The sequence below is a fragment of the Enterococcus sp. DIV1726a genome, assembly GCF_051710985.1.
Taxonomy (GTDB): Bacteria; Bacillota; Bacilli; order Lactobacillales; family Enterococcaceae; genus Enterococcus_B; species Enterococcus_B hirae.
In genome coordinates this window covers 1,597,274-1,616,244 of sequence record NZ_JBIOLS010000001.1, presented here as the reverse complement: position 1 = coordinate 1,616,244, position 18,971 = coordinate 1,597,274, and the positions used below count along the sequence as shown (strand labels likewise).

Annotated in this window: 13 protein-coding genes; 11 read left to right on the top strand and 2 right to left on the bottom strand. The window is 37.7% G+C overall.

Features of this window, described 5'->3' with window-relative positions; genetic code table 11:
• Positions 1 to 12: 12 nt before the first annotated feature.
• Positions 13 to 252, top strand: a complete 240-nt coding sequence (locus IGJ27_RS07235; RefSeq protein WP_010718979.1) for a hypothetical protein — start codon at positions 13 to 15, stop codon at positions 250 to 252.
• Between the two features lie 109 nt (positions 253 to 361).
• Here IGJ27_RS07235 and IGJ27_RS07230 read toward each other — a convergent pair whose 3' ends face one another.
• Positions 362 to 1,921, bottom strand: coding sequence for a ClC family H(+)/Cl(-) exchange transporter (locus IGJ27_RS07230; RefSeq protein WP_010737720.1), 1,560 nt, complete (start codon positions 1,919 to 1,921; stop codon positions 362 to 364).
• A 230-nt stretch (positions 1,922 to 2,151) separates the two neighbouring features.
• On the opposite strand from IGJ27_RS07230, the gene pcrA reads away from it, so the two are divergent.
• The 8 genes from pcrA (at position 2,152) to IGJ27_RS07190 (ending at position 12,716) form a co-directional block, all read left to right on the top strand.
• Entirely contained in the window at positions 2,152 to 4,389 is a 2,238-nt protein-coding gene (gene pcrA, locus IGJ27_RS07225; RefSeq protein WP_178305899.1) for a DNA helicase PcrA, read from the top strand.
• A 16-nt stretch (positions 4,390 to 4,405) separates the two neighbouring features.
• Positions 4,406 to 6,436, top strand: a complete 2,031-nt coding sequence (gene ligA, locus IGJ27_RS07220; protein WP_178305900.1) for an NAD-dependent DNA ligase LigA — start codon at positions 4,406 to 4,408, stop codon at positions 6,434 to 6,436.
• 108 nt (positions 6,437 to 6,544) lie between these two features.
• Complete coding sequence (gene gatC / locus IGJ27_RS07215; protein ID WP_010718983.1) at positions 6,545 to 6,850, top strand: Asp-tRNA(Asn)/Glu-tRNA(Gln) amidotransferase subunit GatC; 306 nt, start codon at positions 6,545 to 6,547, stop codon at positions 6,848 to 6,850.
• Positions 6,850 to 8,322 (top strand): Asp-tRNA(Asn)/Glu-tRNA(Gln) amidotransferase subunit GatA, encoded by a 1,473-nt coding sequence (gene gatA / locus IGJ27_RS07210; RefSeq protein ID WP_178305901.1) that lies wholly within the window; start codon positions 6,850 to 6,852, stop codon positions 8,320 to 8,322. Before gatC ends, gatA begins: the two co-directional genes overlap by 1 nt.
• A complete protein-coding gene (gatB, locus tag IGJ27_RS07205; protein WP_010737716.1) occupies positions 8,319 to 9,749 on the top strand; it encodes an Asp-tRNA(Asn)/Glu-tRNA(Gln) amidotransferase subunit GatB in 1,431 nt (476 codons plus the stop codon). Before gatA ends, gatB begins: the two co-directional genes overlap by 4 nt.
• 9 nt (positions 9,750 to 9,758) lie before the next feature.
• A complete protein-coding gene (locus tag IGJ27_RS07200) occupies positions 9,759 to 10,799 on the top strand; it encodes a diacylglycerol kinase (protein WP_010718986.1) in 1,041 nt (346 codons plus the stop codon).
• Between the two features lie 331 nt (positions 10,800 to 11,130).
• A complete protein-coding gene (gene rlmD / locus IGJ27_RS07195; RefSeq protein ID WP_063627211.1) occupies positions 11,131 to 12,504 on the top strand; it encodes a 23S rRNA (uracil(1939)-C(5))-methyltransferase RlmD in 1,374 nt (457 codons plus the stop codon).
• Between the two features lie 83 nt (positions 12,505 to 12,587).
• A complete protein-coding gene (locus IGJ27_RS07190) occupies positions 12,588 to 12,716 on the top strand; it encodes a hypothetical protein (RefSeq protein WP_010718988.1) in 129 nt (42 codons plus the stop codon).
• Between the two features lie 68 nt (positions 12,717 to 12,784).
• Here IGJ27_RS07190 and IGJ27_RS07185 read toward each other — a convergent pair whose 3' ends face one another.
• Positions 12,785 to 14,254, bottom strand: a complete 1,470-nt coding sequence (locus IGJ27_RS07185) for a helix-turn-helix domain-containing protein (protein WP_161651776.1) — start codon at positions 14,252 to 14,254, stop codon at positions 12,785 to 12,787.
• Positions 14,255 to 14,458: 204 nt separating this feature from the next.
• On the opposite strand from IGJ27_RS07185, the gene IGJ27_RS07180 reads away from it, so the two are divergent.
• Together IGJ27_RS07180 and IGJ27_RS07175 are read left to right on the top strand one after the other, a co-directional pair.
• On the top strand, positions 14,459 to 17,095 hold the full coding sequence (locus IGJ27_RS07180) for a BspA family leucine-rich repeat surface protein (protein ID WP_178305902.1): 2,637 nt from the start codon (positions 14,459 to 14,461) through the stop codon (positions 17,093 to 17,095).
• Between the two features lie 64 nt (positions 17,096 to 17,159).
• Complete coding sequence (locus tag IGJ27_RS07175) at positions 17,160 to 18,695, top strand: WD40/YVTN/BNR-like repeat-containing protein (protein ID WP_178305903.1); 1,536 nt, start codon at positions 17,160 to 17,162, stop codon at positions 18,693 to 18,695.
• Positions 18,696 to 18,971: the final 276 nt, after the last annotated feature.

Sequence of the window (18,971 nt, the reverse complement as noted above, 5' to 3'; positions counted from 1 at the left end):
AGAAGGGATAATATGAAGGCAACACTTGACGTAAAAGGATCACTTGGAATTGATGCCGAACTGCCAAATGACCAGCAAGAAAGTGCAGGGGCTCAAAAACCAGGTTATGTGATTAAAACAGAAGTAAAAACGATGAGTACCTTCCCCAAAACAACGGACACAGACAGTTTAATGATTAGTTTCTTGGGAATATTCCTTGTAGGAGTAACAATTACAGTGAAGTATTTTTGGGGAAATAAAGAAAGAGAATAAAATGAAAAGTTTTTTTAAAGATAAAGATACTGGTTGTATTTCCCTATAAAATAAAAATTTGCTCTTACCACTAGCATACTGGCTAATCGTAAGAGCAAATTTTTATTGCCTAAAAGGCTTGTTTCGTCGTTAAAATCGAAGAGCGAGCAACAATCGTTTTCCGTACGCTTGAAAGATGACGTTCATCGGTTAAGATGACTAAAATGTCGCCAACATTCATGATTGTATCCCCATGAGTCAAAATCTCTTTATTTCCTCTAATAATGGAAACGAGTAACATATGTTTTGGCCAATTGAAATCTCTGACCATTCGTCCATCCAATGTACTTTCCGCAGTGATTGGAAAATCAAAGGTTGTTTTGCCAACTAATATTGGTTGTTTTTCTTGTTGAATCAATCGCTCGAGTAAAGATTCGTAAATCGGATTGCCTCCTAATAAATCATTGCTAACGTAAGCGAAGAGTGAAACGACACCTAAAGGCATCAAATGATTCAAAGAACCGACCATCTCCGTTACTAAGATAATTGCAGTCAACGGGGCTTTTCCGATTGCTGTAAAGTAACCTGCCATCGCAATCACGAGAAAGTCTTTGACATAAATCGGATTCATACCAACTAAGTTCACTAAAGCCCCTCCATAAAATGCTCCAATCAGCGCACCTAAAGTTAGGATTGGTAAAAAAATCCCGCCCGGTAAACTGGCGCCATATGAAACCATAGAAAAGAAAAACCGTAAGATAAACAGACCTGCAATCAATGTTAATGGGTAAAAGGCATGTCCTGAAGTGATGATGATCTGGTTTCCGCCCCCTAGGATTGTTGGCCAAAAATAGCCAATCGGCAAAACTAAAAGAAAAGGAACGATTCCGTGAAAGTGTGCAGGAATTGGCAGCTTTCGATAAAATTTTGGTAAGCTTAGCAAAACAATCTGATAAATATACCCTAGCACACCGAGAATAATACCTAGAATAATTAAAAAACCATAATATTTTAACGGTAAAGACGGAATTTTTCCTAGAGACAATACAGGTTTCAAACCGAAAAAATAAAGTGACACAAAATTAGCAGTGATCGCTGATGTAAAGGATGTCAGCCAAACTAATGGAGAGAAAGAATGATGGATTTCTTCTAAAACAAATAATAACCCAGCAATCGGTGCATTAAATGCTGCTGCTAATCCCGCACTCGCTCCGCTAGAGATAAGAATTTTCTTTTCAGCTGAAGAGCTGTTTAATAATTGGCTTGTTCCTTCACCAACCACTGCGCCTAACTGGATTGATGGACCTTCTCGACCTAAGAATAAACCGGAACCAACCGATAACACGCCTCCAATAAATTTTTTCCATAGAACAGAAAACCATGAGACTGTTAATTCTCCTTGTAATTGTCCTTCAACTTGGGGAATGCCGCTTCCTTTAATATCGGGATCGCTTTTGATAAGAAATCCCACAAAAATAGCAATAATAATTGAAGCTGCTAAGATAAATGCTAAATATAAAGGTTCTTGTTGACTATGAAGGTAAACTTGTTCGGTCAATTCACCAAATTTCTCAATCGCCAGGCGAAAAATGCTAACGATACCGCCAGTGAGCAACCCAACTAAGACCCCTTTTAAAATATAATATAGTTGCGTTTTGTCGACATGTTTAAATAATGTTTTTGCTTTCATTGCTAATCCCTCGTTTCAATTTAATTTAGCGTGATTTTTTCTTTTTTACAAGAGGAAAAGAAAAGAAATTTTTTTTCATTGCAAATTCATCGCTTTGCAAACAAATTTTCATTTCGCTTGCAGTGATCAGATTGCGGTTATTACTACCCTATTCATAGATAATATATGCTTTAATGAAAGCTGGGGAAATGCTATAATTAAACGGATTGATAAAAGAAAGGATGTTGTAAATGTCATCCAAAAGTGAATTATTGAATGGGATGAATCCTCGACAAAAAGAAGCGGTTCTTCATACCGAGGGACCACTATTATTGATGGCCGGTGCAGGTAGTGGGAAAACGAGGGTCTTGACCCACCGAATTGCTTATTTGATTGAAGAAAAGGAAGTAAATCCGTGGAACATCCTAGCGATTACTTTTACCAATAAAGCCGCTAAAGAGATGAAGGAGCGGGTAAATGCCATTTTAGAATATGGTGGCGAAGATGTTTGGGTATCGACTTTCCATTCCATGTGTGTGCGTATCTTAAGAAGAGATGTCGATTTCATCGGTTACAACCGAAATTTTACCATTATCGATTCTTCTGAACAGTTGTCTTTAATGAAACGTATCTTAAAAGAATTGAATATTGATCCGAAAAAATACGATCCAAGAAGTATACTTGGAACGATTTCGCAAGCAAAAAACAACTTGCAAAACCCTCAGGAGTTTGCCAAGTTGCAAGGAAGTTACTATGAAGAAATTGTAGCTAAGTGCTATGTAGCTTATCAAAAAGAATTACAATATAACCAATGTATGGATTTTGATGACTTGATTATGAATACCATTCGGTTATTTGAAGAGCATCCTGATTCTTTGACTTATTATCAAAATAAATTCCATTACATCCATGTGGATGAATACCAAGACACGAACCATGCACAATATACTTTAGTTAATCTACTCGCCCAAAGATTCCAAAATTTATGTGTTGTGGGGGATGCTGATCAAAGTATTTACGGTTGGCGTGGCGCTGATATGCAAAATATTTTGGATTTTGAAAAAGATTATCCGAATGCCACAGTCATTTTATTAGAGCAAAACTACCGTTCGACTAAAACAATTTTAAGTGCTGCCAACCAAGTGATCGAAAATAATAGCAATCGAAAGCCAAAAAATCTTTGGACAGAAAACCGGGAAGGAAATAAAATCACTTACTACCGTGCAGATAACGAGCGAGATGAAACACGTTTCATCGTGGATCGTATGCAAGAGCAAATTCGTGAAAATCAACGAAATTATGGCGACTTTGCGATTTTGTACCGAACCAATGCTCAGTCTCGTGTGATGGAAGAAACCTTACTAAAAGCGAATATTCCTTATAAAATGGTGGGCGGACATAAGTTCTACGACCGTAAAGAAATTAAGGATATTTTAGCGTATTTGAATGTGATTGCGAATCCTCAAGACTCAATCAGTTTTGAACGGATCGTTAATTCGCCTAAACGCGGGATCGGACCTGGCTCAATCGAGAAATTAAGAAGTTTTGCGACGATCCACCAATGGCCACTCCTTGAAGCGGCGCAAAATGTTGATTTAACTAACATTGGTGGAAAAGCCGGTCAACAATTAGCAGTTTTTGGCGATATGATCAATGACGTCACACAAATGGTTCCCTATCTAACAGTGACCGAACTGACAAAAGAAATCTTAGAACGTAGTGGGTATCTAGAAGACTTAAAAATTCAAAATACTTTAGAATCACAAGCAAGAATCGAAAACTTGGAAGAATTTTTAACCGTTACTCAAGAATTTGATAAACAATTTGAAAAACAAAATGAAGAAAATGCGGATGCACCAGAAGAAAAATTAACTGTATTTTTAAATGACTTGGCCTTAGTTTCTGACATCGATAATTTAGAAGAAGAAACTACCCAAGTGACATTGATGACTTTGCATGCCGCAAAAGGTCTTGAATTTCCAGTCGTCTTTCTGATTGGTTTGGAAGAAGGAGTTTTCCCATTGTCACGAGCCTTGATGGAAGAAAGCGAATTGGAAGAAGAACGAAGACTTGCTTATGTCGGGATCACGAGAGCAGAAGAAGCACTCTACCTGACCAATGCTTTTTCCCGTACCTTATATGGCAGGACGCAATATAATCGACCTTCTCGCTTTGTAGAAGAGATTGATCAAGAATTATTAGAAGTCCAAGGCATGCGGCCAACGCCAAAACAAACGAGTCCTTTTACGAGCAGAACAGCTAAACCAGCCTACAAACAACCAGTGACAACTGTTGTTTCTTCAAAAACAGCAACTGGTGGAGAAAGCAATAGCTGGAAAGCAGGCGATAAAGTCAATCATAAAAAATGGGGGATCGGAACAGTGGTAAGGGTAAATGGTACTGCCAAAGATTTAGAATTGGACGTGGCATTTCCTAGTCAAGGTGTGAAACGGTTGTTAGCAGCATTTGCGCCAATTGAAAAAGTTTAAACAGGGGGGATAAACGATGGAACATGAAATGACAATTGATGAAGCTGCAAAACGAGCAGAAGAACTACGATCTCGGTTAAATCGTTGGTCCAGAGAATATTATGTTGAAGATAAACCAACTGTCGAAGATTATGTTTATGATCAAGAATATGCTGAATTAGTAGCAATTGAAGAGCAATATCCTGATTTAATCACTTCGGATTCACCAACTCAGCGAGTAGGGGGGAAAGTTCTCAGTGGGTTTGAAAAAGTGACTCATGATATTCCGCTTTATAGTTTGAATGACGTATTTAGCAAAGACGAACTATTTGCCTTTGATCAACGTGTCCAAAAAGCGATTGGTCGCCCTGTTGATTACTGCTGTGAGTTAAAAATTGATGGTTTATCGGTTTCCTTGCGCTATGAAAATGGCGAATTTGTTCGTGGTGCAACAAGAGGAGATGGGACGGTTGGCGAAAATATCACAGAAAATCTAAAAACAGTTCGTTCTGTCCCATTGAAGTTGAAAGATGCTATCAGTATCGAAGTCCGCGGCGAATGTTTTATGCCCAAAAAATCATTTGTGCAATTAAATCAAGCAAGAGAAGCAGAAGGGAAAGATATTTTTGCAAATCCTCGAAATGCAGCTGCAGGATCACTGAGACAACTGGACTCTAAAATTACTGCAAAACGTAATTTGGATACTTTTTTATATACGGTAGCGGATTTTGGACCGATGAAAGCAACAACCCAATATGATGCTTTAGAAGAATTAGAACAGATCGGTTTCCATACGAATCACGAAAAGCGTTTGTGTCATTCGATTGATGAAGTTTGGTCATTTATTGAAGAATACCATGAAAAACGAATGGACTTAACCTATGAAATTGATGGAATCGTCATCAAAGTGAATGAATTTTCTTTACAGGACCAATTAGGTTTTACTGTCAAAGCACCTCGTTGGGCAACAGCGTATAAATTCCCACCGGAAGAAGTAGAAACGAAGATCGAAGAAATCGAATGGACGGTTGGGCGGACTGGTGTTGTGACACCTACAGCGATTATGACACCGGTACGAGTGGCTGGCACGACAGTTAGTCGGGCAAGTCTGCATAACGGTGATTACATCAAGTTAAAAGATATAAGGTTGCACGATATTGTTCGTATCTATAAAGCAGGAGATATTATCCCTGAAGTAGCACAAGTCGTGTTGGATCAACGACCTGCTGATAGCGAACCTTATGTTTTACCAACACATTGTCCGATCTGTCATAGTGAATTAGTTCATCTTGATGAAGAGGTTGCTCTTCGTTGTATCAATCCGAAGTGTCCAGCCCAAATCAAAGAAGGATTGAATCATTTTGTTTCACGTAACGCCATGAATATCGATGGCCTAGGACCAAGAGTATTGGCACAGATGTATGATAAACAACTAGTTACAGATGTGGCTGATCTTTACAAGCTAACGGAAGAGGAATTGCTGACGTTAGATAAAATCAAAGAAAAATCAGCCAATAATATATTGACAGCGATCCACGATAGTAAGGATAATTCGGTCGAAAGATTGATATTTGGCTTAGGGATTCGCCACGTCGGCTCCAAGGCAGCGAAGATATTAGCAGAGCATTTTGGCGATCTGGAAACTTTAAGTAAAAGTGACTTTGAATCAATCATTGTTTTAGACACGATCGGCGATACGATTGCTGATAGCGTAGTGACTTATTTCAGTAATGAAGAGGTCCATGACTTGATGTCCGAACTAAAACAAGCAGGTGTCAACTTTGAGTATAAAGGGATTCGTTCTTCACAGATCGAAACGATCGACTCACCTTTTAAAGAAAAAACAGTGGTTTTAACAGGGAAATTGACTCGTTTTACGCGTGAAGAAGCAAAAGAAACCATTGAAAATCTTGGAGGTAAGGTTACTGGCAGTGTGTCTAAGAAAACCGATATCGTGGTTGCAGGCGAAGACGCTGGTAGTAAGCTGACCAAAGCACAAGAACTAGGAATCGACGTATGGTCAGAAGAAAAAATGGCAGAAGCATTAGCTGACAGTCATTTTAATTAAGAAAATCTGATTTTTTTCAGACAAATTTCAAGAAACAATTTCAGATGGGAATCACTTATGTTAAAATAGAGAGCAAAGTTTTTAACTCGTTTAGAAAGAAGGGGTAGTATGGCGATCAGTGAAGAACAAGTAAAACACGTTGCCAAATTAGCAAAACTTGCGTTCGCAGATGAAGAACTTGCAAGTTTTACTGATCAATTAGGGAAAATCATTGATATGGTGGAAATGCTTGAGGAAGTTGATACAGAAGGTGTTCCATTTACATCAAATGTGGTTGAAACAGTGAACGTTATGCGACAAGACCGAGCAAGTGCTGGTTGGGATCGCGATGAATTGTTGAGAAATGTACCAGAAAAAGAAGATGGCTTTATCAAAGTGCCAGCAATTATTGACAATGGGGAGGCTGGCGCATAATGACAAAACTATATGATCTTTCTTTAGAAGAATTGCACGCATTACTGGTTTCTAAAGAAATCACTGCACAAGATTTAACAAGAGCAACCTTTGAGCGAATCAAAGAAACTGAGCCAGAGATTGAAGCTTTTATTACATTGAATGAAGAAAAAGCTCTGGCACAAGCCAAAGCGTTAGATGAAAAAGGAATTGACGAAAATAATGTCTTAGCTGGGATTCCAATTGGGATCAAAGACAATATCGTTACCAAAGATCTGTTGACGACTGCAGCTTCCAAAATTCTTTATAATTTTGATCCTATCTATGATGCTACTGTCATGGACAAAGTGTATCAAGCAGATATGATTCCAGTTGGTAAATTGAACATGGATGAGTTTGCGATGGGAGGAAGTACAGAAACTTCTTACTTTAAGAAAACAAAAAATGCTTGGGACCATTCGAAAGTTCCTGGTGGTTCTTCTGGTGGTTCGGCTGCTGCAGTCGCTGCTGGACAAATCCCAGTTTCCTTAGGTAGTGATACAGGCGGAAGTATTCGCCAACCAGCTTCATTTAATGGAATCGTGGGAATGAAACCTACCTACGGACGTGTGTCACGTTTTGGTTTGATCGCCTTTGCCTCATCACTAGATCAAATCGGGCCAATGACTCGCAACGTCAAAGATAATGCATTAGCTTTAACAGCAATCAGTGGCTATGATGAAAAAGATGGCACATCTTCTGGTGTTTCTGTTCCTAATTTTGCCGAAGGATTAACTGGCGACATCAAGGGGATGAAGATTGCTTTACCAAAAGAATATCTTGGCGAAGGAGTCGCTCCTGGCGTAAAAGAAAACATTTTGAAAGCGGCAGAAACTTTCCGTTCATTAGGCGCAACTGTAGAAGAAGTAAGTTTGCCACATTCAAAATATGGGGTAGCAGTCTACTATGTCATTGCCTCATCAGAAGCAAGTTCCAACTTACAACGTTTTGATGGTATTCGTTTCGGTTACCGTTCAGAAAATGTGAAGAACTTAGAAGATGTATATGTGAATTCACGTACTGAAGGTTTTGGTGAAGAAGTCAAACGTCGGATCATGTTGGGAACATTCTCATTAAGTGCTGGATATTATGATGCTTACTTTAAAAAAGCGGGTCAAGTTCGAACATTGATCAAACGTGATTTTGAAAAAGTCTTTGCAGACTACGATCTGATCATCGGCCCATCTTCTCCAACAGTGGCATTTGGTATCGGTGAAAACATCAATGATCCAATCACGATGTACATGAGTGACATCTTAACAATTCCTGTTAACTTAGCTGGTTTACCTGGAATGTCAGTTCCTGCGGGATTATCTGAGGATATGCCGGTTGGTTTACAAATCATTGGTAATTATTTTGATGAAAAAACAATGTACCAAGCAGCCTATGCTTTTGAACAAGCAACACAATTCCATAATCAAAAACCAGCAATTTTAGGAGGGAAAGGCGAATGAACTTTGAAACAATCATTGGGCTTGAAGTCCACGTTGAGTTAAAGACCAACTCAAAAATTTTCTCTCCAGCTCCTGCACATTTTGGAGCTGAACCAAACAGCAATACAAATGTGATCGACTGGGGATATCCTGGTGTTTTACCAGTAATGAATAAAGCAGCATTAGAATTTGGTATGCGAGCAGCACTCGCTTTGAACTGTGAAATTTCTAAAGACACACATTTTGATCGTAAAAATTATTTTTACCCAGATAATCCAAAAGCTTACCAAATCTCACAATTTGATCAACCCATTGGGCATGACGGTTGGATCGAGATCGAAGTTGAAGGTAAGAAAAAGAAAATACGGATCGAACGAGTTCACTTAGAAGAAGATGCTGGTAAGAACATGCATGGTATTGGTGGCTATTCTTACGTTGACTTAAACCGTCAAGGGACACCATTGATCGAGATCGTTTCTGAAGCTGATATGCGTTCACCAGAAGAAGCCTATGCTTATCTAGAAGCATTGCGTTCAATCATCCAATTTACTGAAGTTAGTGATGTGAAAATGGAAGAAGGTTCTATGCGCTGTGATGCCAATATTTCTTTACGACCTTATGGACAGGAAGAATTTGGAACAAAAGCAGAGTTGAAAAACTTAAACTCCCTTTCATTTGTTAAAAAAGGTCTAGCCTTCGAAGAAAAACGTCAAGCAAAAGTCTTACTTTCTGGTGGAGAAATCCAACAAGAGACACGACGTTTTGACGAAACAACTAATAAAACAATTTTGATGCGTGTCAAAGAAGGTTCTAGCGATTATCGTTATTTCCCTGAACCTGATATTCCTAAATTTATGATTGACGATGAATGGATCCAAAAAGTGAAAGCAAGCTTGCCGGAAATGCCTGCTTCTCGTCGTCAACGTTATATCCAAGAATTAGGGTTACCTGAGTATGATGCAATGGTTCTAACTCTATCAAAAGAAATGTCTGACTTCTTTGAAGCGACTTTAGAGAATGGTGCGGATGCAAAACAGGCATCTAACTGGTTAATGGGTGAAGTATCTGCTTACTTGAACAGTGAGAAACTAGAATTAGCTCAAACGAACTTGACTCCTGAAAATCTAGCAGGCATGATTCGTCTGATTGCAGATGGTACGATTAGTTCTAAGATTGCGAAAAAAGTATTCCGAGAATTAATCACAAATGGTGGCGACGCACAAGATGTTGTTGAAAAAAATGGTTGGGTTCAGTTGTCTGATCCAAGCAAACTATTACCAATTATCAACGAAATCTTAGATAATAACCAACAATCAGTAGATGACTTCAAAAACGGAAAAGATCGTGCGGTTGGTTTCTTAGTAGGACAAATCATGAAAGCAACTAAAGGTCAAGCCAATCCAGGTGTCGTTAATAAACTGTTGCAAGAAGAATTAGCAAAACGCTAGGAGTAGATCATGAAAAAAGCTCGTGTTATTTATAATCCAACTTCTGGCAAAGAATTGTTGAAAAAAAATCTAGCGGATATCCTCCAAGCTTTGGAGGATTCTGGCTATGAAGCAAGTGCGTATGCGACAACACCAGAAAAAAATTCTGCCAAAAATGAAGCAAGAAGAGCAGCAGAAAATGGATTTGATCTGGTGGTAGCTGCGGGAGGCGATGGGACGATCAATGAGGTTGTTAACGGTATTGCACCGCTTGAGCATCGTCCTAAAATGGCGATTATCCCAGCAGGTACTACTAACGATTACGCACGTGCGTTAAAGATTCCACGGGATGATATCAAAGCCGCAGCTGAAGTTATCAAGAAGAATCAGACGGTTAAGATGGATATCGGTCAAACGGAAGATAGCTACTTTATCAACATCGCTGCGGGTGGTTATTTAACGGAGTTAACTTATGAAGTTCCTTCAGAACTAAAGAGTATTTTCGGCTATTTGGCATATTTAGCTAAAGGAGCAGAGATGCTGCCTCGAGTGAAACCAATCAAAATGCGCTTGAAATATGATGAAGGAGAATACATCGGGAATGCCTCTATGTTCTTTTTAGGACTCACTAATTCAGTCGGCGGGTTCGAAAAGATTGCTCCTGATGCCAAGCTAGACGATGGTAAATTTTCATTAATTATTGTCAAAACAGCGAATATTTTTGAAATTTTGCATATCGCAGCCTTGATGTTGAATGGTGGGCGCCATGTAGATGATTCTCGAGTGATTTATACGAAAACCAGCAGTTTGTATGTCGAAACAGAAGACGATATTAACCGACCGGTCATGATCAACTTAGACGGCGAATATGGTGGAAATGCACCTATGCACTTCCAAAACCTTCATCAACATATTGAATTTTATGCAAACATCGACCAAATTCCAGATGAAGCAATTACTGGTTCCGAAGAGGAGTTAGAAGAAGTCAGCAAAGAATTTGTCAAAGAAGTTGAGCGTTTGACTGATGAAGACATAGACGGTGACGGCAAGATTGCAGATAAAGAAAAATGACGTAAAGGGTGGGACAAATGATCGTTCCACCCTTTCGTATGATAAAAATTAATTCTTATTTATTGAAGATCATTATGTAACAGTATGTTATTTTTCTTTGTTGAGTCTAAAGCAGGCGAACGAAAGATTGACAATTGGATCGTAAATGAAGTGAAGGCATCAAGTGAATAAATGGACTTGCCAAAAAAAGGCTCTATGTGCCTAAAAAAATGTCCTGAAGCAACCCGGTACCAAGTCCCTATCCAATAAAACACAAATGATCGTTTTTTGGATATGACCGTAGTACTAAAAGCAAAACTGCTTCAGTTACAAACCTAAATGAGGAGTTATTATGAAAGAGAAACTATCAGTTAAAAAAAATGAACGTTACACATTAGATATTATCGATTTAAGTTATGAAGGTATGGGCGTAGCTAAAATCGATGGCTATCCTTTGTTTATTGAAAATGCATTACCAGGTGAACGAGTGGAAGTGCTAGTAGTAAAAGCTGGGAATAAATTTGGTTATGGAAAAGTAGAAAAATGGCTAACCGAATCACCAGACCGTCAACCATTAAAGGATAATCGCCTTCTACGGACAGGAATTGCTCCTTTAGCACATTTGAACTATGAGCAGCAATTACTTTTTAAACAAAAGCAAGTGGAAAATGTCATGAGCAAGATCGCAAAGATGCCAGAGGTTGACATTTTACCTACCATCCCAATGGAGAATCCTGTTGGCTATCGTAACAAAGCACAGATTCCAGTGAGAAGAATAGATGGTCGTCTAGCAACTGGTTTTTATAAAAAGAATAGCCATGAACTAGTTGAAATCGAGGATTATTATATTCAAGATCCAGCAATCGATGAAGCCATCAAACGTGTGAGAGATATTTTGCAACGTTTCCAAGTACGTGGTTATAACGAGGCGAAAAACGAAGGACAAATCCGTCATATTATCATCAGAAGAGGTCATTACTCACATGAAATGATGGTCGTTTTAGTTACACGAAAAGAAAAATTCTTTAAAGGAAAGGAAATTGCTTCTATTATTCATGAAGAATTGCCAGAAGTCGTTTCAGTCGTTCAAAATATCAACGAAGAGAAAACAAACGTGATATTAGGCGATAAAGAGAAGGTTCTTTATGGTAGAAGTTATATTGAGGATCAACTATTGGGAAAAACTTACCGTATTTCCTCAAAATCATTCTATCAAGTGAATACTGAACAAACGGAAAAATTGTATCAAACAGCCATTGAATTTGCAGCGTTACAAAAAGAAGATACCGTCATTGATGCTTACTCTGGTATTGGAACGATCGGTTTATCTTTAGCTGATAAAGTTAAAGAGGTCTATGGCATGGAACTTGTTCCGGAAGCGATTGAAGATGCACAATTCAATGCATTAACAAACAAAATTGAAAATGCTCATTACGAAGTGGGTAAGGCAGAAACAGTCATGAAGAAATGGCAAGACAAAGGGATCAAACCATCTGTGATCGTTGTCGACCCGCCAAGAAAAGGATTAGATGCACGTTTTATTGCGTCAGCCATTGACATGGAACCTGCGAAATTAGTGTATATCTCTTGCAATCCAGCAACTTTTGCCAGAGATGCAAAGTTATTTGCTGAGTCAGGCTACGAAGTGAAAAAAGTACAACCAGTCGATTTATTCCCACAAACACATCATGTGGAATTAGTGGCGCTATTAGCACCTAAGGGATAATTCAAACTTAGTGAATCATGTAAAAGAATCAGAAAACTAGAAAATGATAACGTAGCTGACAATCATGAAGAAAGGGGTATAAGATGGATACAAAGGAAAAAATGCTTGAATTGATCAAAAAGAAACAAGGCGGCGGACGTTCAAAAAAAATGGCTGAGCCTAAAAATGATCGACGGAATATGCGAAAAGGACCAAAAATCTATAATAAATAATTAAAAAGAATCAACACGAAACTAAAAATCGTGTTGATTCTTTTTTTTGTTACTTGTTCGGCTAATGATCAATCATTGATTGGATAAGCTAATTTAAAAATGTATTGTTGTAGATCGAGCCATTCCTTTTTTGTAGGAAAATAAGAAAGTAAGAGTACTGGGCAAGGGAAGGTTGTATCTAGAAAATCATAATTGCAAACAACCAATGCAACCTCAGTTTCTAAAACCATCTTATGTGAGATAAATTTATTAGAGACAAAAAGAGGAACCACATTTTGTGGAAGCAATTGGCATACGAATCGAGTCAAATAGTCTTCTAATCCGGGTTCTCCTTGGAATGAAAATAAAATCGTCTGTTTTTTTTGGGTAGAGGAAGAGGTTAAATTGGCATAATGAATAATACTTAACGTTAAGGCGATATCTTGATAGTGGGTAACAGAAAAAGGTAATACATGTGTATACTTTTTTAAATAGTTCTGCCATTCTTTAAAAAGTTTTTTGACTTTCATAGGTACGCTAGTATGAAGTTCTAAAGTGATTCGCTCAAAATGAGAAGAGATTTTTGTCAGCAGACGCAGGTTGCTGAGATATCCTTTTAACTTTAGCAGGTCGACATTTGTGATAGTTGTAGAATTCTGTAATGGTCGTAAAAATGGTTCATACTGTTCTAAGGTTGGAATATCTTCTGGATAGCACAGATTCAAAGTTTTGTTAGCTGGGTAGTAAGAAACACAATGTAAGCGTATGAGGTAAGACCAAACAATTTCCTCCTCGGCTACTTGGGTAATACCAAATCTACTTTTAAAATACTTTTTAAAAACCGATTTAAACTGAATGAAACTTGTTCTTGCCTTAATTTCTTTACATAAGGACGGTTCGAGATGAATCATTTGTTTATTTAATAAGCGCTGTTTTAAAATATTCATCCATAAGTTGATGCGAAAATAATTTGTTGCGATTTGCGTTGTCGCTTCTTGGAGTTCTTCGTATGTATTGTTGATTGTTTGATAAGAATGATTGGTCGTAAATGTTTGTCTAAAACCATGGTAAAACTCAAATAAAAAGTAACGGATATCTGCTTCATTTCCTAATAAATCTAATTGTTTAGTCGATAAAGTAAGGCGATAAAATTTTAATTCTTTGTTAATATGGCGAATGGTCTTTCTCAAAACTGAATGCGAGAGATGAAACTGTTCGGTGGCAGTTTGGAATGAATGAATACGACCTCGGTAGATTTCGTCAATCAATTTATAAACAATTGTATCTTTAGCAATCTCCATGACAATGGAATCAATCGTTTTGAATGTAGACACCATCAATCGGTAACCGATCTTTTTATAATATTTGATGGTCATTCCCTTGGGAAGTAATTGTTGTAAAGAATCAATATCCGCGCGAAGTGTCGGTGCTGTTGTTTCAAGTTCTTTCACTAGTTTTTCAGTTGAAGAAATCGAATCACATTTATGTAAATAGTAAAGAATTCTTATCTGCCGCTGTAATTGCTTGTTATTTAATAATCTGAAAAATAGGTTATTCATTCTTATTCCTTCCCGACTTTAATTAAAAGCCGCGTAATTTATTTAGTGAAATCTTTTTTATTTTAACTTGAATAAACGATGAGCTCAATTTTTTTACTAATATTTTTTTTGAAAGAAAAAAATAGAAAACTTTTCCTTCAAGTAATCGTTGATTATATAAATAGCTTTTATTTTAAAAACATGGTGAATTTAGGGGGAAAATCAATGAACAAGAAAAAGTTAGTCAAATGTTCGTTAGCGATTTGGTTGGCGACACAATCTCTGCTTCATCCGTTTTCTTATTCTTATGCCGAAGAATGGAGTAAACCAGACGAAGAGCAAGTACAAACAGCAACTAGTTTAAACGAACCAGGAGGTAAAAACGATCTGGTCGAAAATCCATTAGAAACAATGATCCAGGAACCTGATGAAAATCAGCCAGAGTTAGAAGAGTCAATGACAGAAGTTCCGCAAGAAGAACTGGTAGAGGAATCAGAGAGCCTTGATCAACCAACTGAAAGTCAATCAGCTGTTGACTTAGATCAGGATCAATTGACGGAAAACACAGAACAAGAGGAGACACTTCTCAACACTGCCACACCTACAGAAGAATCCACCGATATTGCCAGTGGTGTTTTCGGAACTTGTTCTTGGCGAATCGATGCAGAAGGTACATTATATATTGGAGGAGGCACATTGGGAGAAACACCGGTTACGTTTTTTCCTCCTTGGTTCAACAGCTATCGATTTAAAATAAAAAAAATGGTATTCACTGGACCAACGATTGCTCCTAAAGAAACTCATCGCTTATTTTATGGATATACTAATCTTTTGTCCATTGAGAATTTAGCTTATTTAGACGTAAGTCAAGTAACGGATATGACTTCCTTTTTTTCTGACTGTCGTGTACTAAATGGCGTTGATTTGTCAGGATGGGATACGTCAAATGTCACGAATATGTCTAATATGTTTTTTGAAGCATTTGACCAAACAGAGAATCTCATTCATCTTGATCTTTCAAGTTTCGATACAAGTAATGTAGTTGATATGAGTGGCATGTTCAGTCGATGTACCAAAGTACAATCAATCGATCTTTCTAGTTTTGATACGAGTAATGTTGTCAACATGAACAGAATGTTTTTTGCTTGTAATGAATTAATTACCTTAGATATCGCTCACTTTGATACATCAAATGTGGTTTATATGTCACGTTTATTCGCTGAATGTAAGAAGTTGCGCTATGTGGATGTCTCAAATTTCGATACATCAAGTGCGATTGATCTTTCAGTGATGTTTCGTTTGAATTATGAATTAGAGAGTGTGGACGTTTCTAATTTTGATACATCAAAGGTTGTTCATTTGCATTACATGTTTGATCAATGTCGCAAATTGAAAACGATCGCAGTGGAAGGTTTTGATACAAGTCAAGTAACATCCATGAATTATATGTTCAATGGCTGTAATAGTTTAACCTCTTTGGACGTTTCTAATTTTGACACCAGTCTAGTCCAAGCAATGAGATACATGTTTGCTAATTGTGAGTTACTAGAGACGATCGATGTGTCTAATTTCAATACAGAGTCTGTGAATTATCTGACATATATGTTCTTAAATTGTTCGAAAGTAAAAAAATTAGATCTTTCTTATTTTCAGTTTGAGGATCCCGTAGAAATGGCAGAAATGCTGGCTGGAACAACGAGCCTCAATGAATTGACTCTTGGTAAAGGCTATCGTTTTGTAGATTCAGCCAATCTTCCTGCTATTCCAGTAGAAGATGGAAACACTGGTTATTGGCAAAACGTTGGTTCTGGAACGGTTACGAACCCTGCAGGGGAATACGTGCTAACTTCAGAAGAATTGATGACGAACTATACAGGAGCGATGGCAGATACGTATGTTTGGCAGAAAGAGCCAAACTATGAATCAATTTTAGCCAAAGATTCGACGCTTTACCTTGGTGAAACCTGGGATCCACAGGATAATTTTATTTCAGCAACAGATAAGGAAGGAAATCCCCTTCCATTTGATATGAGTATGGTCAGTGGAACAGTGGATACCTCAGTAGTAGGAGTGACACCGATTACTTATACTAATGGTAGCGCTGCTCAAGTCATTCATGTAACAGTGAAAGAAAACCAGGAGAGCATTCAGGCCAAAGACTCAGTTATTTATGTGGGTGATCAATGGGATCCACAAGCTAATTTTGTTTCAGCTACTGATGAAGATGGAATGCCTCTACCGTTCACTCCAAAAATGGTGGAAGGTTCGGTGGATAGCCAAAAAACGGGCGATTATTTTGTGACGTATACCAACGGAATAGCAAGTAAGACGATCAAAGTAACGGTCAAAGAGAACAAAGAAACACTCGTAGTTAAAGGTTCCACACTCTATGTAGGAGACAATTGGAATCCACAAGACAATTTTATTTCAGCCAATGATAAAGAAGGAAATCCCCTAACATTTGACCAGAAAATGGTTTCTGGTAAGGTGGATACGACAAAAGTTGGCGTTTATCCAGTGACCTATCAAAACGGTCATCAAAAGAAAACTGTTGAAATCCATGTGCTAGCTGAACCAACTAAAGAAAAACCAGATGCGGATACGAACCAATCGGGGGATAAAAAGCCAGTACCAGCAACGCCAAATGAGACAACGAATAACAACGATCAGAGAGATAAAAAAGACGAAAAAAACGAAAAAAATAAAAAAGATGAAAAAGATGATAAAGATGAAAAAGACGAACAAGAAGACAAAAAACTACCTACTACAGGTTATCAAAAATCAAGTCTTTCTATGATTGGCATGGCTTGCTTCTTACTTGGATTATACTTTGTTTACAAAAAAAAGATAAACATTAAATAAAGCGTAAATCAACTAGTCGATCTCCTCGTTTTACGTCATAATGTAAAAAAAGGAGATTGGCAAGATGGATAAAGAATTATTGATTATTGAATTGATGTCAGCAAAAGCAAAGATGTTGTCTATCATCAATCAACGAACGAAAAAAATGACATGGAAAATTGGGATGTATTTTATCGCTAACTTGTTGTTCTTTGTCGGATGGGGAAACATATACCATCATTTAAAGCAGAATCATCCACATTCATTTAAAATGGAGCGAATCACTAGTTTGTACCATTTTTCAAGTTATGTTGACTTTGCGATAGGACTATTCTTGTTTTTACTCGTTGCTGTGCTATGGTTCAAAAAGAGGAACATCTCTAGGCATTATGATCAATGGCTGGAAAAACAAGTGGCGAATATGTTACATATTTCAGTTGGCTCTCAGGACGAAAATTATCTCTACTTGAGTGATCATAACAAAAAGGAGTTTACACTTGCGAAAAAGAGGCGTTATTTTCTGCTGCAAACGATGGAGGGTGTCTCACTTTTTCTAGGAGAACAACTTACTTGGTATGGCAGTAATCGATACTATGTTTTTATGCAAGTAAATGAACCGATAGACCAAAAAAACAAAAAAAGAATTGAGCCTTTTTACTCTCATTTAGCAATTGGAGTTGGAACACTCTTATTGATTGGCGGGGGTGTTTATCAATTCATTAATGCAGGACCAGTAGCAACGAATGTACACTCTATGATGCAAAGCGAAGAAAAAGTAAGAAAAATGCCAACTTCGACTAATCAGGACGGTTTATTGAAACCTGTTCAAACATCCGTCAATTTGATCACTGAGCAAACGAATGACGTAAAAATAGACCCAGAAACACAAGCCTTGTATTTGACGACGAATCAAGGAAAAGACTGGCATTTCGTTCCAATTGCTGTGGACTGGTTGCGTTTTGGTGACTATACTTTGACTTCGGGTACTGTTGCAAAAGGGGAATGGATGGACAAAACATTTGATGTTTCTCCTACTTTTTCTTGGTTTATCTATTCACCTGATCAAAAAAACGTTTACCTATTATCATCAGCTGATAATGGGAAGACGTGGCAAAAAAGTCAGATTACAGATCAAGGCGGACAGGTTCGTTATCGTAAAGCAAACTTTTTCACAAATGATCAAGGCGTCATGGTATTTTCATCCTCTACAGGAATGTCTGCGGAAAGTCTAAAAATTTATACGACCAACGATAAAGGGCAAAGCTGGCAAAAAAGCGGCAGTACCATCGTAAATCAACCGATTCAAAATGTTAGTTTTGTGACGAAGACATTGGGTTTCCTTTCTACAAGAGAAAACATCTATTATACGAATGATGGGGGACTAACATTCAAAGAATCCTTGGTAGCTATCCCGGGTGAGTATCAATTGGGAGGGATCGATTTGTTCCAGTCACCAAATGAAGTGGTACAAGTAAGTGCCAATAAATTGGAAACCAAGTTTTACCTCCTAAAAAATGGATCGATCGATACAGGGAAAATGTTTGCTTGTCTTTTTTATTCGACTGATGGTGGAGAAACATGGCAATTCGAACAACAATTATCGCAAGTAGAGAATCGCTAAAAAAGTTTAGATGAATTTCAACACCAAAAAGGAAACGGCGTAAGGAGAGACAATGACAATTTATGTAAGTGAAAGTTCTTTATGTAACGATTGAATTTGTGAATAAGAGAGATTGAAAGAATAGACCCATAAAAAAGAGCCTTGGAAAAAAGACCAGGCTCTTTTTTATGGGGTTTAAAATAGGTAAAAAGTGTTCAAAATTACTTAGGTCAAAGCGCACTTTCACAACTTCTTGATATAAACGGTGTTCAAGAAGCAACTCCTCAACAATAAGCG

Coding starts and splice junctions, on each gene's coding strand:
- IGJ27_RS07200 (WP_010718986.1), top strand. CDS start 9,759: ATGAAAAAAGCTCGTGTTATTTATAATCCAACTTCTGGCAAAGAATTG.
- IGJ27_RS07235 (WP_010718979.1), top strand. CDS start 13: ATGAAGGCAACACTTGACGTAAAAGGATCACTTGGAATTGATGCCGAA.
- gatC (WP_010718983.1), top strand. CDS start 6,545: ATGGCGATCAGTGAAGAACAAGTAAAACACGTTGCCAAATTAGCAAAA.
- IGJ27_RS07180 (WP_178305902.1), top strand. CDS start 14,459: ATGAACAAGAAAAAGTTAGTCAAATGTTCGTTAGCGATTTGGTTGGCG.
- rlmD (WP_063627211.1), top strand. CDS start 11,131: ATGAAAGAGAAACTATCAGTTAAAAAAAATGAACGTTACACATTAGAT.
- gatB (WP_010737716.1), top strand. CDS start 8,319: ATGAACTTTGAAACAATCATTGGGCTTGAAGTCCACGTTGAGTTAAAG.
- IGJ27_RS07175 (WP_178305903.1), top strand. CDS start 17,160: ATGGATAAAGAATTATTGATTATTGAATTGATGTCAGCAAAAGCAAAG.
- pcrA (WP_178305899.1), top strand. CDS start 2,152: ATGTCATCCAAAAGTGAATTATTGAATGGGATGAATCCTCGACAAAAA.
- gatA (WP_178305901.1), top strand. CDS start 6,850: ATGACAAAACTATATGATCTTTCTTTAGAAGAATTGCACGCATTACTG.
- IGJ27_RS07185 (WP_161651776.1), bottom strand. CDS start 14,254: ATGAATAACCTATTTTTCAGATTATTAAATAACAAGCAATTACAGCGG.
- ligA (WP_178305900.1), top strand. CDS start 4,406: ATGGAACATGAAATGACAATTGATGAAGCTGCAAAACGAGCAGAAGAA.
- IGJ27_RS07190 (WP_010718988.1), top strand. CDS start 12,588: ATGGATACAAAGGAAAAAATGCTTGAATTGATCAAAAAGAAACAAGGC.
- IGJ27_RS07230 (WP_010737720.1), bottom strand. CDS start 1,921: ATGAAAGCAAAAACATTATTTAAACATGTCGACAAAACGCAACTATAT.